The organism is Microvirga sp. GN3, assembly GCF_055792825.1.
Window position 1 is genome coordinate 1 of record NZ_JBVVAK010000146.1, and the last position, 18,586, is coordinate 18,586.

The 18,586-nt window shown below is 62.4% G+C and carries 11 protein-coding genes; 8 read left to right on the forward strand and 3 right to left on the reverse strand.

Annotation, left to right across the window (positions count from 1 at the left end):
* The first annotated feature begins 296 nt into the window (after window positions 1-296).
* Both ACS5Q1_RS38045 and ACS5Q1_RS38050 read left to right on the forward strand, forming a co-directional pair.
* Window positions 297-1,049 carry a hypothetical protein gene (locus ACS5Q1_RS38045; RefSeq protein WP_473103107.1) on the forward strand — a complete coding sequence of 251 codons (753 nt, stop codon included), beginning with the start codon at window positions 297-299 and terminating at the stop codon, window positions 1,047-1,049.
* A gap of 219 nt (window positions 1,050-1,268) precedes the next feature.
* Window positions 1,269-2,603, forward strand: a complete 1,335-nt coding sequence (locus ACS5Q1_RS38050; protein WP_473103108.1) for a DNA cytosine methyltransferase — start codon at window positions 1,269-1,271, stop codon at window positions 2,601-2,603.
* Between the two features lie 243 nt (window positions 2,604-2,846).
* Here ACS5Q1_RS38050 and ACS5Q1_RS38055 read toward each other — a convergent pair whose 3' ends face one another.
* Window positions 2,847-6,827 (reverse strand): PIN domain-containing protein, encoded by a 3,981-nt coding sequence (locus ACS5Q1_RS38055; RefSeq protein WP_473103109.1) that lies wholly within the window; start codon window positions 6,825-6,827, stop codon window positions 2,847-2,849.
* A 412-nt stretch (window positions 6,828-7,239) separates the two neighbouring features.
* Here ACS5Q1_RS38055 and ACS5Q1_RS38060 point away from each other — a divergent pair, with 412 nt between their 5' ends.
* From ACS5Q1_RS38060 to ACS5Q1_RS38085, 6 genes are all read left to right on the forward strand, one after another.
* Window positions 7,240-8,247 carry a 3'-5' exonuclease gene (locus tag ACS5Q1_RS38060; RefSeq protein ID WP_473103110.1) on the forward strand — a complete coding sequence of 336 codons (1,008 nt, stop codon included), beginning with the start codon at window positions 7,240-7,242 and terminating at the stop codon, window positions 8,245-8,247.
* A gap of 252 nt (window positions 8,248-8,499) precedes the next feature.
* On the forward strand, window positions 8,500-9,150 hold the full coding sequence (locus ACS5Q1_RS38065; RefSeq protein WP_473103111.1) for an SOS response-associated peptidase: 651 nt from the start codon (window positions 8,500-8,502) through the stop codon (window positions 9,148-9,150).
* A gap of 78 nt (window positions 9,151-9,228) precedes the next feature.
* Entirely contained in the window at window positions 9,229-9,357 is a 129-nt protein-coding gene (locus ACS5Q1_RS38070; RefSeq protein ID WP_473103112.1) for a YHYH domain-containing protein, read from the forward strand.
* Window positions 9,358-10,339: 982 nt separating this feature from the next.
* Window positions 10,340-11,092 carry an ImuA family protein gene (locus ACS5Q1_RS38075; RefSeq protein ID WP_473103113.1) on the forward strand — a complete coding sequence of 251 codons (753 nt, stop codon included), beginning with the start codon at window positions 10,340-10,342 and terminating at the stop codon, window positions 11,090-11,092.
* The gene (locus ACS5Q1_RS38080; RefSeq protein WP_473103114.1) at window positions 11,010-12,512 is read left to right on the forward strand and encodes a Y-family DNA polymerase; all 1,503 of its coding nucleotides are present in this window, start codon (window positions 11,010-11,012) and stop codon (window positions 12,510-12,512) included. The genes ACS5Q1_RS38075 and ACS5Q1_RS38080 overlap by 83 nt, the downstream gene beginning before the upstream one ends.
* 18 nt (window positions 12,513-12,530) lie before the next feature.
* Window positions 12,531-15,785 (forward strand): error-prone DNA polymerase, encoded by a 3,255-nt coding sequence (locus ACS5Q1_RS38085; RefSeq protein ID WP_473103115.1) that lies wholly within the window; start codon window positions 12,531-12,533, stop codon window positions 15,783-15,785.
* 669 nt (window positions 15,786-16,454) lie between these two features.
* On the opposite strand, the gene ACS5Q1_RS38090 is transcribed toward ACS5Q1_RS38085, so the two are convergent.
* Both ACS5Q1_RS38090 and ACS5Q1_RS38095 read right to left on the reverse strand, forming a co-directional pair.
* Entirely contained in the window at window positions 16,455-17,300 is an 846-nt protein-coding gene (locus ACS5Q1_RS38090; protein ID WP_473103116.1) for an AraC family transcriptional regulator, read from the reverse strand.
* Window positions 17,301-17,314: 14 nt separating this feature from the next.
* Window positions 17,315-18,253 (reverse strand): transglutaminase-like domain-containing protein, encoded by a 939-nt coding sequence (locus ACS5Q1_RS38095; RefSeq protein WP_473103117.1) that lies wholly within the window; start codon window positions 18,251-18,253, stop codon window positions 17,315-17,317.
* Between the last annotated feature and the right edge of the window lie 333 nt (window positions 18,254-18,586).

Here is an 18,586-nt window from a genome sequence, read left to right on the forward strand (position 1 = left end):
GGCGCATGCCTATCTGACCGTCGTGCGCCAGCACGCCATCGGGGGGAGAAGCCCCCGTCGTGCAAGCCGCGGGGTTGTTGCCGCTCACCGTGCCGGAGGTGCGGCGGCTTCTCTGGCACCTGGTGTGGGAGCGGCCGCCTTCGGTTGAAGCGGTTGAGCACTGGTCGGTGTGGCGCCGGCGCCATCAGCAGCGCGCTCATGACTGTCACTGGCGCGAGCGCACTCGTCGCCGACGTCAAACCCGGCTGTAGTATTAGAGAGCGTTGAGAGCTACGTTCCTGCAATCACTGAAGGTCATGGAGCAAGCCTTTCGCATACTTGAGCGACAGGTTCCTCCTCCGGTCGAACAACCGTGGAAGGACGGCTTCGCTCTTCGCTACCAGGAGCGTTTGATCGAACAGGCGCTCATCCAGAAATTGGCTCGACAGGTTAGTGGACTGCACGCCATTGACGCTCTGCTCCGGCAAGGGTTGACGCAAGAGCAAGCCGTCATCCAACGGACGCTGGACGAGATCGGCGAGGACATCCACTTTCTAGTACTTGCTGTCTCAGGTGGTGAGGTGTCCCCACTCCACGAGCGGTACTTGAACGACTTCTGGCAGGAAGAATTCGATCACCCGGACCCAATCAAGGCCACCCAAAAGCGTGGGATGGTTCAACGGCAGAAGATCAGGGCATTCACGGCGCGGGCAACTGGATCCGACGACCCGTCAACTACGGACGCAGTCGGCCATACAGTCCACAAGGCGTATTCGGGTTTCGTCCATGCCGCCTCACCCCAAGTCATGGACATGGTGGAGGGCGATCCACCAAGGTTTCAGATTTCAGGGACGAGGAACAGGTATCGAAGGGCCGAGCACATCGACGATGCTTGGAACTACTTCTACCGAGGCCTGCTGAGCATCACTATGGTGGCCAAAGCCTTCGGTGATGCCCCTCTGGTCGACGACATGTACGCCCACCTGCGTGAATTCGAGACTGCTTCCGGGACGGAATACCTCGATGGCGCGTTTCACGACCTTCCCAATTCCTTGCGCACATCCCGATAGCACTTTGCTCATGTCCTATCGTGTCCTGACGGTATGGATGCGTCCCTCCAGATGTAATTGCCCACCTCTGCCGCCCCAGTGATCGACCTGCGCACCTGCGTAGCCCGATCCTAAAGCTGGGCAGATTTCAGCCAGCAAGCCAGATACCTTCAGGGGACGTCAATCCTTCCGTAACGGAATGTCGCTACGTGCAATTCTTCCTAAGGTAAGGATTCGAGGATGAACACGATTAAGGTATGTTGCGGCGCTGGGGGCATGTCACTCGGCCTGAAGAAAGCAGGATTCAGAATCGGACTGGCCGTCGACTTCTGGCCCGAAGCGCTCAAGGTCTACAGCCGCAACATCAAACGTCCGTTCCTCCTCGCCAACCGCCGCTCGACCAAGCACACTTTCGAGGCAGACCTGGCGAACGTCCTGTCGATAGTACCCGAGGCGCTCAAAAAGAATTGGGGCATCGTCGTCGGATCGCCGCCCTGCCAAGATTTTTCCTCAGCGGGTTCGCGCGAGGAAGGCGAGAGGGCCGAGATTACGCTCGCCTTCGCTATCTTCATCGCGGCGCTGCGTCCCCGTTGGATGATGATGGAGAATGTGCCAAAGGCGAAGACATCCGAGGCTTACGGTCTGGCGCGCAAGGTCCTCAAGAAGGCCGGCTATGGCCTCACCGAGCAGATGGTGAACGCCAGCTATTACGGTGTGGCCCAAGCAAGAAGACGATTTATCGTGGTGGGACGGCTCGACGAGGCCGACGGCTTCCTCGACTCGGCCTTCGTTCAAGCCCGGTCCGAGCATCCAATGACCGTGCGAGATCTGCTTGGTGATGATGTCGGCGTGCATCCCGGGGACGACCGTTATCCACCTGAAACACGCGTCTACTACATGCGTCCTTTCAGTGGAGACCCCGGCGTGCGCTCCATCGACAAGCCGAGCCCGACGATCATTACCACCTCCCATGAGCCGGCCTCAAGCCGCTACATGAGGCACGAGAAGGACATGGGGGCACGGGCGCAAGACGTGCCACCCTTGTCCCTGGAACAGCTCTCCCTGCTCCAGGGGTTCCCCAAAAACTTCGACTGGAGCGTGGTGCGCAATAAGAAGCACCGAGCTCAGATGATCGCCAACGCTGTGCCTGTGCCCTTAGCCGAGGCGATCGGGCGGCTGATTCAGGACCGAGAAAGCGGCAGGAGCATTCCGGCAATCGAGACCGAGTTCGTGAAATGGCTCACGAGGACAAAGAAGATCAAAGGAACAGCGCTGAGCAATCGCAAGACCTATCTGAACCGCGCCCGCAAGCTTCTCAACGGCCGCATGCTGGCTGACATCGACCTTGAGCTTGCTTTGCTGGAGAAGAATAAGGAATTCGCGGCGCTGTCGCCATCAGTGAAGTCGGACCTTCGTCTGGCTCTGCGGCTTCATGCCGAATGGCGTGACCTGCCCCAGGTGAAGGAACTCCGGAGATTGGCGAAGGATCCTGACAACGATTTCGCCAATGACTACGAGGAAATGGAGGAACTTCCCGCTGCAAAGCTCAGGATAGGGGCCAAGAAGGCAGCCTGACGCGTTGAGGCCGTATCTTGGAAGGATTGTGTACAGACCCAGCTCCAATTATCTGATTTAGCCCCCAGTCGCTCGATCTACGCAACTGCTCGGTGTGAAATTCCACCGAGCAGTTGCGTGCTCATTGCGGGGGGTGTTTCAACGGCGGGACGGGCACACCCGCGCCTGTATGCCCGGTTCTCCGCCGATGACCGCTTGGCCGTTCGGAGCCAGGCAAACGGTTTTCCGCCGCCGCTCCTGTCTTCATAAGCCCTTAGGCCAAGAGGACGATAGGGCGATACGCCGACGACGTCCTTTCAAGACCCTGTTCGTCACGGCGGCCCTGTGGGCGTGGACGAGCCTTTCCTGTCCGGCGACGTGCTCCTCTGAGAGGAAGTGACCTCGTATCCAGTCGCGCATGTAATCTCGGAAGTCGGCAGGGGAGTCGACGCGAATGTATGCGAGGATGAGGCTCCGTTGGACTGGCTGGTGGCGGATTATTCGTTCGAGAAGGATTCCCATTGCAGCGCGCTTCCTCATCTCGGGGATCGTCTCGTCGGTCCATATCGTGCCGAGAAATTCTTCGACGACGGCGAGGTGTGACAAAACATCGGCATTCTTCGTCCCGATGAAGTCTGCCGCCGCCTTGAAGCGTTCGAGACCATCAGTCTCGTCATCCAGGAAGATGCGGGTGAGCGTCATGTTGTCGAGTGAGAGATGGCCATGACGACGCCATGCCGTCTGAACGATGAGGTCCGCATACCGCTCGACAGACAAGAGCCCGTTGCTTTTGGCGTAGGCCAGCACGGGTTGGAGCCAGACGCCAGGCGCAGCGCTCGCGGCAGCCTCCGCGACCTGGCGGTAGTACATGTCCTCGGACAGGAGGACAAAGCCGTCCGCCGCGAGATAGGCTGCGTCCAGTATCTGTGCGTCGAAGCGCGACATGAGGAGGCCGGCCAATTCAGACGGCTCGTCCGGAACCTCGGCTGGCTGGACGACACAACGCTCCTCGATCTTTCTGATTTGCTCGCCGATATACCTCACGCGCTCGTCGATGCTCTCCTGAGTGTGCTCCTCCGCGATGTACCGGCCGTTCCGCCAACCCATCGTCATGGACCCAGCTCTCAGCAGTGCCTCATGCTCCTGCCTGGCCCGGAGTTCGTCGATTGCCGACTGCGGCACGACGAGCGTTCCGAAAACGCCTTCAAGGACGTCCAGGATGTCCATCGTCGTGGCCGTCCACGCCGCGTACGTGTCCAGGACCGCACCCGCCGCCCGGCGTTTGTCGAGGCATTCATAAGCGGCGGCGCGTTCCGGATGGGTTCCGGCGCATGCTACGATCGTCTCTCCGAGGGACCGTAAATAATCGGCGAACCCGATCGATTCCCTGCCGAGGAGCGCGGCGACCATCGCCAACGGAATGTGCTTCTCGATGTAGAGATCGGCCATCCTCCGGTTCGCCTCGGCAACCCGCCGCACTTCGTCGAGGGCCGGCTGGACGTCCCCGTCCCGCATGGTGATGTTGTAGAACCCTTGCGCGTTCGGGAAGCGCGTCCTGAAGTGCTCCATCACCTCGTGGAGGGCATGGAGATACTTGTGTTTCACCTCGACGACGCGCCACGTCACGTCGTCGCCCACCGGGATGTCCTGCACGAAAGTATCGCCGACCCGAAGCCCCATTGTCCTTGCTGCCATGGGGTGGCGCGGGCTCAGCACTCCGTCGCCTGGACGGTCTTTGCCCTCCTCGATCAGGAATTCGAACCGCTTCCCATCTTGGTCCTCGAGCCTCACCCAGACGTCGACGGTCGCCTCTTTCACTTCGGGAATGATCTGCTCCGAGTCATCCATCATGACGAGGCCGAAGTACCTTAGCGCGGCGTCGGCATCGTTCGCGGCCTGGCGCATCACGTCATAGGCGTACGCCATGGCACGAGGGCCGAATCCGGCGTCCCGCATCACCTGTGCCAGGAACATCTTCTGGCCGGGAGCGCCCTTGAGCTCCTCGATCTTGATCGAGTTGAGGAGCGCCGGCACCTCCTCTTTCCGGCCGTTCCGCCGCAACGTCGCGCAAAGCACCAGGCAATTCTCGACGTTCGGGCTGGCGTCGACCGCCTTCTGGAGCCAGGCCTCAGCTTGCTTCGGAGCGCCGCGATTGAAGTGGAACATGCCTGCGCACTGGAGGTAGAAGGGAAGCTCCGCTATGTCCTTCGGCAACCGCTCGTAGAACCTGAGCGCCTGCTTCTGGACAGGCATCACGTTCACGTACGCCGTTGCCAGCGCCCGCAACGCCTCGCTGTCATGGTCCTCTGCGACATGGCCGTCAAGCAGGCTTGCCACGCGCGGCCAGTCGTGCCGGGTTGCGGCCTCCATCGCCGTCATGAGGCGGTCGGCGACATGAGTGTCCTCGTTGATGCGAGATACTGCATTCTCGAACGCTCTTGTCGCCAGATCGTCGAGTTCTCTCAAGCGGGCGAACGCGGCCGCCGTGACGCTTGCGCGGGGATTGTCCGCGACCTCATCGATGATCGTGGCGAGCCTGTCTGCCGGGCTGCCTTCCGCGAGGCGCAGCTCCGCGAGCCGCGCCATGGTCCACACCACGACATATTCCGTCTCGGGGACATCCCCGGGCTGTACGTCGACGTAACGCGCCAACTCGTCCCAATCGCCGCGATGGGCGTGAAACCTGAATGCCAGCAGCCGCGTGTCGGGGCCGGGCGGCAGCTTCTTGAGCAATTCGGCGGCGAAGTCGTCGTCCTTCGCCTCCACAGCCGAGACGGCGGCCCGTAGCAGCACGGCGTGGTCATCCGGCGCGACGGCGAGACCCTGGCGGGCAACCTCGAGCGCTTTCGGTAGGTCATCGTTCGCGTTGTGCGCCACGATGAGGTTTGCGCAGGGTCCGAGGGCATCGGGCGGTACAACACCTTCCGTCTGTCGGGCTTCGTCCCAGAGGCGTGTCAGGACGGCAATGGCCGCCGTGAGCCGTACCTTTTGATCGGCTGTCAGGAGATGCGTGCGCTGGAACCGTGAATCCTGCACGATCTCGTCGAGATCGGCATCGGCCGCGAATTGCTGCGCGTGCTCGTCGTCGGGATACGCAGTGAGCGCTTCGCGCGCGGCCTCGCGCCAATCAGGATCGCTGCCACGGTGACGCAGGAAGAAGACATACGCGATCGCCACCGGAAGGGACGCCCGCAGTGCCTCCGGCACGAGCGATAGCGGGTCGATGACCGTGGGATCGTGGCGTGCCGCCTGGACCAGGTAGCCTGCGACGTTCTCGTTGGTTGGGTCCGCTTTCAGAGCCTCCGTCGCGAATGCCATGAGGTCGTTCCAATCGCCTCGCAGGAGCAAGGCATAGCCCTTGTTCGCCACGGCCTTGGGCTCCCCGGGCGCGTGGGCGTAGGCCTCGAGCAGGAGAGCGGTCCCCTTGTCCTGATCGCCCAGGGCGATATGGCAGTTCGCGATGTTCGCCTTGATGCGGAACAGGATCCGCCCCGATGCGGTGGCGCGGACACGCTCCAGGAGCCTCTCGAGCAGGGGGAGCGCGGTGCGGGGCTTGCCAGCGGTCACCATATCTCGCAAGCCGTCGATCTCGGCATCGAGATGCGCCTCAAAATCCTTGGCGATGATGGTCGCGTCGCCAGGTGACGATGCCAAAGAAGTCTCGATGCGTTCAAGACGCTGATCGATAGATGACAGGCCGTCCTTTACCCCGATTGAAAGGCTGGCCTGCACGACTTTGATTTCTTGTGCTGTTTCCAGGAGTTCTTTGCCGAACGCACCGTACGTCGGATCGAAGGCCCTTAAGGCTTCCAGGTATTCGCTGATGTGCTCTTCCAGCGTGTTCCACCCCCAGATGTAGATAAGTAGGATCCGCCCGAGCCTTGCCTGCTCGAGGATGAGTTCACGGGCGATCTCCTGCATCGCCACGTCATCCGGGGCTGTCGTGATGATGAAGTATTCCTGGAGTGCGGGCTTGAACGTCAGGGCCTTCCGAAGCTCGTCCCGGACCTCGGCTTCGGTCAGGGACTGCCCGTCTCCCTTCAACTTGCACTGGATGCCCACAAGCCGATTCGGGTCACGGTCCCTGTAGCCAAACAGGTCGACGCCGTTCTGCCGCTGCCCCCGTCGCCCGTTTCTCTGGACGGTGGGATCTCCGAGGAGGCAGCGCCACAGGGTGACCGAAGCACGTTCGAACGCCTGCTCGTCGGCTGGCTTTGGAATCTGGGTGGCGGCAAGTTTCGACATCGGCGAGGAAAGCAGGTGGGTTCAGAGAGAAAGACGACTCGGTTGATCTGCGCAGAATTGCATTGCTGTCACACGATCACCTAGTCCTTGGATGCGCAGCGGTGTGGAGGCTAGCGAAATTCCTGTCGACAGGTTTGTGTAAGCACCTACTGATCTTGAGGCGCGCCGGCAGGACCCATCCAAGGTGCCGGACGAAGACTTCCGCCACGAACAGCATGAGAGGTGCCAAACATCCAGCCTGGCTCATCCCAGCAGTATCCATTCACCTAGCTGATGCCTCGGGCATCTTACCTCAGCTTCATATCACGACGCTGGGCCGACTCGCCCTTAACCTGATAGCCACCATTCTCCCCTACGGTTTCTCACATTCATCGAGGCGACAGCTTATCGACCGCCGCAGGAGTGGGCCGGAATGCAGGGACAGGCCGATCTGTTTCTTGGATTGGAGGAGACGGCAGCGCCGATCCAAAAGCCCATCACCTCCGACATCCAGGTAAAGCCGCAGGGACAGAAGCGCGCCTTCCGCCTTGACCCTGTCGATTCCGAGGCCGCAGCCCATGCCTTGGAAGCGAGTGGGCAGTATCGCGTCCTGCGCCGCCTCCTACCTCGACCGACCGTCACCTCCCGTGCCGCAATCCCTGGTGAAAAGCTTGCCGTCATCGTGGATACCGAAACCACAGGGCTGGAGCACACCCGGGACGAGGTCATTGAGATCGGGATGGTGGCGTTCTCGTATGATGAAGACGGTCGCATCGGCGACGTCATCGGTACGTTCAATGCCCTGCGGGAGCCGTCAGTCCCAATTTCGCCCGAGGTCACGCGGCTCACGGGAATCACGCCGGACATGGTGAAAGGGCATACGATCGACTTGGATGCCATCGAGGCGTTCATTCAGCCGGCCCACTTGGTGATCGCTCACAACGCTCGCTTCGATCGCCCCTTCTGTGAACGCCTGACTCAAGGCTTTACACTGAAGGCATGGGCCTGCTCCCATGCCGAGGTTTCTTGGTCGGACTTCGGCTTCGAGGGCTCGAAGCTCGGATATCTCCTATCGCAGTGCGGCTGGTTTCATCAGGGACATCGTGCCGTCGAGGACTGCCATGCCCTGCTGGAAGTCCTGGCGGCTCCCCTCCCCGATGATGCGGGTTGTGCCATGTCCCATCTTCTGGCCTCAGCCCGAAAGGCCCTGCTGAGGATCTGGGCGGAAGGCTCTCCCTTCGACATGAAGGAAGAGCTCAAGAAGCGCGGCTACCGCTGGAGCGACGGCAAGGACGGTCGCCCCAAGTCCTGGTTCATCGAGATTGCCGAGGATGCGTATGAGGCGGAGATGAAGTTCCTCCGACAGGAGATTTACCGCAGGGACGTGGAGCCTTTCACGCAAAGGATCACGGCATTCGAGCGGTTTCGTGCCGCGTTGTGACCCTTTGAACGTCACGAAAGTATTCGTAGTGTTTGTGGTCTCTTGCAAGAGACGGGCGAACACGACGTCGGCCCGTTATGCGCAGCACCGCTCGCTCGCGTCCATTAGGCACGCACGAAACTGAAGTAAGTCGGAGTTGCGAACAGGCTCCGGGCAACTTTGCAGAAACTTGAGGAAGCTCAGAGTAGGAAGCGCTAGGGTCAGAGACCTTGGGGAGCATTCAAGCCCCTTGCTCATGATGGAGAACGGCGCGTGTGCAATCTCTACAGCAGCTTCGCCACCCAGGCTACCATGCGTCAGGCCTTCACTGTCACACGCGACAGCGCCGGCAACGTACCTCCGCTTCCAGCGATCTTTCCTGATCAGATGGCGCCTGTGGTTCGGATGCATGAGGATGAGCGCGAGCTGATCCAGATGCGCTGGGGCTTTCCGCCACCGCCGAAAGTCGGCAACCAGCCGGTGACGAACGTGCGCAATGTCGCCTCTCCCTTCTGGCGTGCCTGGCTGAAGCCGCAGTACCGCTGCCTTGTGCCGCTGACCAGCTTCAGCGAATACAAGGACACCAAGCCCCGCAAGACGCCGATCTGGTTTGCCCTGTCGAAGGAGAGGCCGTTAGCGGCCTTCGCCGGCATCTGGCGGCCGTGGGCTGGCGTGCGCGGCACGAAGGCCGATCCCGTCGAAGGAGAGCACCTGCTCTACTCGTTCCTGACCTGCGAGCCGAACAGCGTGGTAGAGCCGATTCACCCCAAGGCGATGCCGGTGATCCTCACCACGCCTGAGGAATATGAGGCTTGGCTGACAGCGCCGGCGGAAGAGGCTCTGAAGCTACAACGTCCTCTCCCGGACGACATGCTTGAGATCGTCGCGGAGGGACAACGGTCGGACCAGCCGGAGGCGGCGTAGATCCTCCTAAGGTTGCAGGTGACTTTGTTGCGGTTGCATGCCTCCTTATCCTTGGCTTCAAGCCAATGGGGGCACACCATGAAATCGCTTCTCGCCGGGATCCTCGCATCCCTGCTCGCCACGGCTGCCTTCGCGCATCCCGGCGGTCTGAACAAGGAAGGCTGCCACAACAACAGAAAGACGGGAGATTATCACTGTCACCGGTAAAGCGCTTCGACGGCGAAGAAGTCGACCACGGCGAACGGTACGAGCGGTGGTACGCCGAAGCCATGCGCCGGCACCGCTTCAAGAAGCGTCTGATCGTTGCGGCAATAGTCCTGGCAATCATCGTCGGATGGTCCGCGGCGCAGATAGTCAAGGCCGAGACGCGGACCGGCACTATGACCGATAGCCAGAAATCCACATTGTTTCAGCTCTTCTTCAGCCAGATCCCACGCTGCTTTGTCCCGCCACTCGAGAACGTCCCGGCCCCTGTGACCGTTGAGGTCTACCTGAAGCGAAATGGGTCGTTGTCAAAACCCCCACGGGTCGTCGGGCCACAATCAGGATCAGCGCGGGAACAAGCCGCCATTCGGGCGGTCACCCGCTGTGCCCCCTACCGCATCCCAGCTCAATTCAACGCCTACTATGATCAGTGGAAGCTGTTGCAAGTTCGGTTCGAGTGATGCATCGCCCAAGCCCTGAACGACTCCGCTTCCGGGATCAATGCCGGCAAGCGCAGGAACGGCGAGCCGGGCTGATAGAGAAGGCGATCCTGCTTGCCGTTCTCTACGGAGGAGCCTTGCTTCTTCCTGTTCTGATCTATGCCGCCAGAGCGGAAACCATAGATAGTCGGCGGATCGTCATCATCGACGGCGATACGATTGAGATCTGCGGAGAACGATTCGGATCCTGAACATCGATGCGCCGGAAAGCTTCCGCTCAAGATGCGGGGCAGCGGAAATGTCAGGCTCAAGGAGGCCTATCCTTCAGTCTCGACGGAGTAGGCCTGCCAATTCCTGAGGGTATCATGCGGGTTTGAGAGCCGTCGGAAGCCCTATTCAAGCTCTTGGACGAGCACTGTTCGCCCCTCCGCGCAATATCCTTCTCCCCGAAATTCACAGATACTTCTGCGTGTATTTGACCCACCCTCGAATGAGAACATAATAGGAACATCGTCAACAAGACATTTGCGTTTGGCACGGATTCCATGGACCCCGCGCGACAGGACAGGCTTGCCGATTTACGGCTCCAGATTGCCCGGCACGAAGGCGGGTCTCGCAGGTCCAAGCCCCTGCCCTTCGGTATTCACGATCTCGACGGCCGTCTGCCGGGCGGCGGCCTTGCCCGGGGCGCGCTACACGAAATGATCGAGGCGGGGATGGCCTCCGAGTTCGCCGGCTGCACGACCTTGTTCACGGCCGGAATCGCGGCTCGCCTCAAAGGACCAGTCCTCTGGTGCCTGACCCGGCGGGATCTGTTCGCTCCAGGCCTCTTGCGCGCCGGACTGCACCCGGATCGCGTGATCTACGCCGAAGCCGAGCGCGAGCGCGAGATCCTGCCGTTGATCGAGGAAGGCCTGCATGTAAAAGGCCTCGCGGCCGTCGTTGGCGAAGTTGCGCGCCTCGGCCTGACCGCCTCGCGCCGCCTGCAACTGGCGGCTGAAGCCACAGGGGTGACGGCCCTCGTCATCCGGCGCTGGTGGACGGTGGCCGAGAAGGACCTGGTCCATCTGCCGACCGCCGCGGTGACCCGCTGGCGCATCGCCCGCGCGCCATCCGAACTCATGCCGGCACCTGGCCTCGGCCGGGACCGATGGCACGTCGAACTCCTGCGCTGTCGTAGCGCCGAACCCCGTACCTGGATTCTGGAGGCCTGCGATGCGAAGGGTCGTCTCGCTCTACCTGCCGACCTGGCCGACCGATCGGACCAGGCGGCGGACCGGCGAGCCGCCGCGTCATGAGCCGCTCGTGACCGTGCATACGGTTGGATCTCGCCGCGTCGTGCGTGCTGCCTGCGCAGCCGCGCAAGAAATTGGTCTGCACTCAGGCATGACGCTGGCCCAAGCCCAGGCTCTGGTGCCGAACCTGCATGTGGTCGAGGCCACACCGGAGGAGGACGAGGCCTCGTTGCGCGAACTTGCGCGTTGGGCCATCGGCTACTCGCCCGTGGTGGCTCCCGATCCTCCCGACGGCCTCTGGATCGACATTGCCGGTGTAGCGCATCTCTTCGGCAGTGAGGAGGAACTGCTTGCGGATCTGGTCAGTCGCCTGACGCGGCAAGGAATCGCCGCCAAGGCGGCTGTCACTGATGTCCCGGGAGCTGCCTGGGCCGTCGTTCGCTATGGAATGGGCGGCGTCATCCCGACGGGACGGACCGTGGATGCCGTCGCGACCTTGCCGATCGGGGCGCTGCGGATCGCCGCCGACAAGATCAGCGCCCTGCATCGGCTCGGCATCGAGCGGATCGGACAGCTCGCCGCCATGCCACGGGCGCCTCTGGTCCGGCGGTTCGGCCGGGACGTGGCGTTGCGTCTCGATCAGGCCCTGGGCCATGCCTTCGAGCCGATCACGCCGTTGATTCCAACGGAAACGCCGACGGCGTCACGTGCCTTCGCGGAGCCCATCGGCCGGCTCGAAGACCTGAAAGCAACCGTCCTGCGGCTCTCCAAGGATCTGTGCCGGCAACTGGAGCGTCGCGGCGAAGGCGTCCGCCGGCTCGATCTTCTGTGTCAGCGCGTCGACCAGAAGAGTGTGTGCCTTCGCGTGGGAACGGCGCGAGCCAACAGGGATGCCGCTCATCTTGCAAAGCTCTTCGATGAGCGATTGCAAACGATCGATCCCGGGTTCGGCATCGAGGAAATCGTCCTCGTTGCGAGCAAGGTCGAGCCGTTGACGGAGATGCAACGCCAGGTGCGGGGACTCGACGGCGACGATGCCGGTGACGCGGACCTGGGCCAGCTCGTCGATCGTCTCGGTGCCCGCATCGGCATGAGACGCGTCTACCGTCTTGCGCCCGTCCAGAGCCTCGTTCCCGAACGCATGGCCCGCAGGATCCCGGCCCTGGCACCGCCCACAGGTGCGGTCTGGCCGCAGAACCTGCCGCGGCCCACGCGCCTTCTCGATCCGCCCGAACCCGTGGTGGCAACCGCCCTGCTCCCGGATCACCCGCCGGCCTTCTTCGTCTGGCGCAAGATCCGGCACAGGGTCACCAAGGCTGACGGACCGGAACGCATCACGCCGGAATGGTGGAATGGCGACAAGGGTTCGGCCGCACGCGACTATTACCGCGTCGAGACGGAGCAAGGCGGGCGTTTCTGGATCTTTCGCGACGCTCCTGCCGCCGAGGGCGGGCGCTGGTGGATGCACGGTTTCTTCTCCTGATGGACGATCGCCTTTCCGATGTACGCAGAACTTCAGGTCACGACGCACTTCTCGTTCCTGCGCAGCGCCTCGAGCCCGCAGGAACTGTTCGAGCAGGCGAAGCTCCTCGGCATCACGGCACTCGGCGTTACCGACCGCAACTCCCTGGCCGGGATCGTGCGCGCCTATGAGGCATCGCGCGAGACAGGAGTTCGCCTCATCGTCGGTTGCCGGCTCGATCTCACCGACGGTTCGTCACTGCTCGTCTACCCGACCGATCGGACAGCCTATTCCCGCCTGTGCCGGCTGCTGAGCATCGGCAAGAGCCGCGGTGGCAAGGGCAAGTGTCATCTCGCATGGGACGATGTCGTCACCTGGAACGAGGGTCTTGTTGCCATTCTGTCGGGCGATGAGGCGAACGATGAGCTTGTTCGAAACCTCACTCGGCTGAAAGCAACCTTTGGAAACCGTGCCTACATGGCGCTGATCCGGCGCTTCGCGCCCAACGAGCATCTTCGACTCTACCATGTCGAGCAGGCAGCGCAGGCCGCCAGAGTACCCACCATCGCCATGGGCGATGTGCTTTATCACCATCCCGACCGCCGCCGCTTGCAGGACGTCGTCTCCTGCATTCGGGAGGGCTGCACCATCGACGAGGCGGGCTATCGGCTTGAGCGCCATGCCGACCGCTACCTCAAGGATCCGGTCGAGATGGAGCGCCTGTTCGAGCGCCATCCCGAAGCGTTTCGCCGCGTGCGCGAGATCCTCGATCGCTGCACCTTCTCGCTCGACGAGTTGCGCTATCAGTACCCGAGCGAGACCGAGCCGGGCGAGACGGCGCAGGAGAAGCTGGAACGGCTGACCTGGGAGGGCGCGAGGAAGCGCTATCCGGAGGGCATTCCCGATGTCGTCGCGACGACCTGCCGGCATGAGCTGCACCTGATCGAGGAATTGGGTTACGCGCCCTACTTCCTCACGGTCCATGCGATTGTCTCGTTCGCCAAGTCGCGCGGGATCCTCTGCCAGGGACGCGGCTCGGCGGCGAACTCCGCCGTCTGCTTCGTGCTCGGCATCACCTCCATCAATCCCACCGAACATGACCTGCTGTTCGAGCGCTTCGTCTCACAGGAACGGCGCGAGCCGCCGGACATCGACGTCGACTTCGAGCACGAGCGGCGCGAGGAGGTGATCCAGTGGATCTACGATACCTATGGCCGGCATCGCGCGGCCCTGACGGCGGTCGTGTCCGGCTACCGCGCCCGGGGCGCCGTGCGCGAGGTCGGCAAGGTCCTCGGCGTTCCAGAAGACGTGACGGCCGGATTGGCCGGCCTCGTCTGGGGCTGGGGCAATGACGGCGTGTCGGACAAGGAGGCGAAGGAGCTCAATCTCAACCTTGAGGATCCGCGCCTGCGCCTGACCTTGGAGCTTGCGAGCGAACTCATCGGCGCCCCACGCCATCTCTCGCAGCACCCGGGCGGGTTCGTGCTGACGCAGGAGCGCCTCGACGATCTCGTGCCGATCGAGCCGGCCGCGATGGAAACCCGGCAGGTCATCGAGTGGGACAAGAACGACATCGACACTCTCAAGTTCATGAAGGTCGACGTGCTGGGACTGGGCATGCTCGGCTGCATGCGGCGCGCCTTCGATCTTCTGCGCGAGCACAAGGGCGAGGATGTCGATATCGCTACCATCCCAGGTGAGGATCCGGCCACATACGCCATGATCCGGAAGGCCGACACGGTCGGCACCTTCCAGATCGAAAGCCGCGCCCAAATGGCGATGCTACCCCGCCTGAAGCCCAGAACCTTCTACGACATCGTGATCCAGGTCGCGATCGTCCGTCCCGGCCCGATCCAAGGCGACATGGTGCATCCCTATCTGCGCCGGCGTGAGAAGCGTGAAGAGGTCGAGTACCCGCGCCCGGAGCTCAAGCGCGTGCTGGAGAAGACCCTCGGCGTGCCGCTGTTCCAAGAGCAGGCCATGCGGGTGGCGATCGAGTGTGCCGGGTTCACGCCATCCGAGGCGGATCAGCTCCGGCGCGCCATGGCGACCTTCAAGTTGACGGCCGGCGTCACCAAGTTCCGCGACAAGCTGATCCAGGGCATGACCGCCCGCGGCTACGATGCGGAATTCGCCGAGCGCACCTCCAAGCAGCTCGAGGGCTTCGGTTCCTACGGTTTTCCGGAAAGCCATGCCGCGAGCTTCGCCAAGATCGCCTATGCCTCGTCCTGGATGAAGTGCCACCATCCTGACGTGTTCTGCTGCGCGATCCTCAATTCGCAACCGATGGGCTTCTATGCGCCGGCGCAACTGGTCCGGGATGCGCAGGCCCATGGCGTGAAGGTTCTTCCCGTCGACATCAATCATTCGCGCTGGGACTGCACCCTGGAGCCGACAACAAACCCACGACGCTTCGCCGTCCGGCTCGGATTCCGGATGGTGCATGGCCTTGCCAACGCCGGGGCCGGCCTGATCCCTGTCGTCCGCACCGAACAGCCGTTCTCGTCCATCGAGGATATCCGGCGGCGAACCGACATTTCGGTGGCGGCTCTCGCACGTCTGGCTGAGGCTGACGCTTACGGCTCCCTGGGCGTCAAGCGTCGCGACGCGCTTTGGACCATCGAAGGAATGTCGGACGAGGTGATGCCGCTGTTTGCCGCCGCCGACGAGCGCGAGCGCACGATCCAGCCTGAGCTCGTCGAACCCGACGTCGAACTCGTGCCGATGAGCGAAGGCCGCGAGGTCGTCGACGACTACCGCTCGAAAGGACTGACGCTGCGCCGGCATCCGCTCTCCTTCCTGCGAGGCGAGCTTACCGGACGGAGCATCGCCTCGTGCGAGGATCTGCATCGTGCCCGGGATGGGCAGAGGATTACGGTGGCAGGGTTGATCCTTGTGCGCCAGAAGCCAGGCTCGGCCAAGGGCGTGACCTTCATGACCATCGAGGACGAAACCGACGTCGCCAACCTGGTGATCTGGTCGAAAGTGTTCGAGAAGCAGCGGCGGCTGATCTTGTCGGCACACATGATCGGCTGCCGGGGACGGCTCCAGCGCGAAGGTGGTGTCACCCATCTGATCGCCGAGCACCTCATCGACCTGTCCGACCTCCTGCGCTCAGTCGCCGAACGCGACGGCGAACTGCGCCTGCGAAGCGGACGCGGCGACGAGAGTAAGATCGGTACTCGAGACAGGTTGAGAGGCGGTGCTATGGAAACGACGGCTCCCGCAGATACCTATGAGCATGATCGAGAGAGCGCCCCAGCAATCAAGATCGCCACCCGGAATTTCAGATGAGGGACAGAGCGTCGGTCATCTCGTCGTGGCCGGCGATTGAATCGGTTTGGCCGCCGCGGAGATCCCACCAGAACAGCTCAAGGGGAATTGGCTCGGCCCCGCCATGAAGTTCTTCGTGACGCCATCGCTCATCGAGCGGGTTTCATGCGCCGTGGCTGCGGCAGAGTTCGCAGCCGGTCAAAGCAGTGGCCTTCCCACCCTCTGGGGAGGTGCGGCGTTCCTTACAAAGTCGGGGTGCGTCGCCTATCTGGCCAAATTATAGGGAGTTTACCCTGGTTTATCAGATCACAATAAACCAGGGTAAACTCCCTCAAAACGCTCCCACACTGCTATTTCGATACCCGAGCCTCTGGGGGTGAATGTGTTCGTCGATAGCGATTTTTCATCGCCGGATCACTCTCGATGCGCCGCAAGGCAAACCAGTGGCACGTTCGGGAGCGGGCGACAACGGAGTATCGCATTGGGGTCGACCACTGACGATCCCCTTACTCTTCACGAAGGTCTGCTGAGGCGGGAAGAGCAGACCAAAGGGCAAGTTCCGGAACGTGCCAATAGGGGGCATTAGGGTCGTGTGCGCCGAACAACCCAACTCAGCTCAACCGAATGCCCAGATCGCCGTTCTTTGGAAGTGCTTCGTCTGATCTGCCATACGGGCGGGGCAAATGAGCCTTACTTTACGGGCACCCATATCTCCAAGCCGCCGGCGCCGGTCCGCGGGTTGAACCTCTCGTCATACCTTTCGAGCAGGTCAGGCATGTCTCCGGCCGTCAGCCCGGCAGCGGGCAGCGCTTGGGCGAACACGGCATGAATCGTGCTGGCAATGGTGGTGATGTGACCCTCGTGCGGAAACACAGCCCAGCGCTGCGCCGGAAGCCGCATCCCGATGAAGCTGCTGTCGAGATCAACAATATCCGCGACCTCGACGCCCGCAAGATAGAAGTAGGTGCCGCCGCCGGCCGTACCGGCGACCAGACCGTAGGCGGCTTGGCCCTTTTGCCCCGGGATTGCGCCAAGATAGGGCTGGAGGTCCTGCCAGAGCGCCGGGATGCCGGCAAAATCGTCGTCAGCGAAGCCGCGCCCGATACCGGCGATGAGCAATGGTCCCGGCGAGACAAGACGCGGCGGCGGCAGATGCACGGGAACCACCGGATCCTCCCGCAGCGGCTCCACCAGCCCAAGGCCCTCCACATGGCCCCGCGCCCGGAGCGCGGCCGGGCTGAGGCCGAACTGGTCCCGGAAGGCGCGGGAAAAGGCTTCGTGCGAGCCGTAGCCGGCCTGGAATGCGACGGCCAAGATGTCGGGAGCGCCGTCGGCCAGGGTGCGGGCCGCCTCCGTCAGGCGTCGCCCGCGCACATAGACCGTCACCGTTGTGCCCGTAGCGCAGGAAAAAAGGCGCGAAACCTGGAAGCGCGAGAGGCCGCAGACCCGCGCCAGATCATCGAGCGTGATGGCGTGCAAAAAGTGGCTCTCGATGAACCAGATTGCTTTCTCGACCGGCGTCTGCATGCCCGACATGAGCCGCGGCCACCTCAGCCCTCGAACACCTTCTCCTCCCGGCGGCGCAATGCATTGAAGACGGTCTCAGGCATGCGCAGCCGCGGATCCTCCGCAAAGCGTCGTCTCACCGCATCGAAATTCCCATCCGGGTCAGCCGTCAGCAAGGCGACCTCATCGAAGAACTCGAGTTCCTCGTCGGAAAGTGTGGCATCGGGCGCTGGCTGTGCGCCCCATACGTCCCATGGCAGGGTTTCGCAGCCGTTGAGGGTGGCGAGATCACGGATCAGGCAACCAGCGATGAACCAGAGGCCGCGCAGGTGCGAGAACTCGATGCCGAACAGGTCCGGATCCAGTTCACCGCTGCGGCATCGGCGCCAGGCGTCCGACGCCGTCAGGAACTGGTCACGCGGGACATCGAGGATATCGTGGCCGATGGCGAGATTGCGGATCCAGACATCATCGAACTGGCTATCCAGCAACGCCCAGCGACCGTCCTCCGCCCTCCAGTATTCGCAGACCCAATGATCCTCGAACTTCCCCGGATTAAAGTAAGCGCCAAAGCCACCCCTGCCCCGAGCGGGCACCCCGTAGTGGCGAAAGATCGCGAGGGACAGCAGCATGAAATGGCGACAGATGCCAACGAGGCGCTTCTCAGGCGGTCGGCTGACATCGAGCGGGCGGTCGTCGAGCGCCAGCAACACATCGAGGATCTTCTCCATGGGCCGAATATGGCTCTCGGCCCGGCGCGCCTCGGGCAGCGCGTAACCGTAAAACGGTTCTGCGACGTGTTCATAGATCAACAAGCCTTGCACCGTGCGGGCGATACCAGCCGGATCAGACGGGAGCGTATCAAACAGGGCGGCATGGCGCCCGGGCGTGCTGAAGGGCGAGTGGTCGGCATACGTGTCAAGCACGCGCTGGGACCCCCTCACATGATGCTTGAGACGCGCAGGAAGGACAATGGCGTTCACGTCAGCCTCCAAAGGTTCAACTGCCTGTTCGCCCCTTCTTGCCTCGAGATTTGGTCGTTCGCTTGATCCTGTTTGCAGGCGCGGAGCTTCGCTGTCATCCGCCTCGAATGAACAGCCATCGCGAAGAGGCAGATATGCCTGTCTATCCCGCAGGAGCGGGCGTCAGCTTCCCGGTTGGAGATCTTGCAACACCCCCCGCGAACGTCCGTTAATGGGATGGACCGGCCGTGCTTACCGGCGCACCCTTCATCAGGGGCGCCCAGCACGAGGATTTGAGCCATGCCCAAAGCTCCGCTTCAGCAAGTTGCCACCCTTGGCATCGACATCGGCAAG

Excerpts from the sequence above, each read along its gene's own strand:
- ACS5Q1_RS38060 (WP_473103110.1), top strand. The coding sequence starts at position 7,240 with ATGCAGGGACAGGCCGATCTGTTTCTTGGATTGGAGGAGACGGCAGCG.
- ACS5Q1_RS38080 (WP_473103114.1), top strand. The coding sequence starts at position 11,010 with ATGCGAAGGGTCGTCTCGCTCTACCTGCCGACCTGGCCGACCGATCGG.
- ACS5Q1_RS38045 (WP_473103107.1), top strand. The coding sequence starts at position 297 with ATGGAGCAAGCCTTTCGCATACTTGAGCGACAGGTTCCTCCTCCGGTC.
- ACS5Q1_RS38090 (WP_473103116.1), bottom strand. The coding sequence starts at position 17,300 with ATGTCGGGCATGCAGACGCCGGTCGAGAAAGCAATCTGGTTCATCGAG.
- ACS5Q1_RS38055 (WP_473103109.1), bottom strand. The coding sequence starts at position 6,827 with ATGTCGAAACTTGCCGCCACCCAGATTCCAAAGCCAGCCGACGAGCAG.
- ACS5Q1_RS38070 (WP_473103112.1), top strand. The coding sequence starts at position 9,229 with ATGAAATCGCTTCTCGCCGGGATCCTCGCATCCCTGCTCGCCACGGCT.
- ACS5Q1_RS38075 (WP_473103113.1), top strand. The coding sequence starts at position 10,340 with ATGGACCCCGCGCGACAGGACAGGCTTGCCGATTTACGGCTCCAGATT.
- ACS5Q1_RS38050 (WP_473103108.1), top strand. The coding sequence starts at position 1,269 with ATGAACACGATTAAGGTATGTTGCGGCGCTGGGGGCATGTCACTCGGC.
- ACS5Q1_RS38085 (WP_473103115.1), top strand. The coding sequence starts at position 12,531 with ATGTACGCAGAACTTCAGGTCACGACGCACTTCTCGTTCCTGCGCAGC.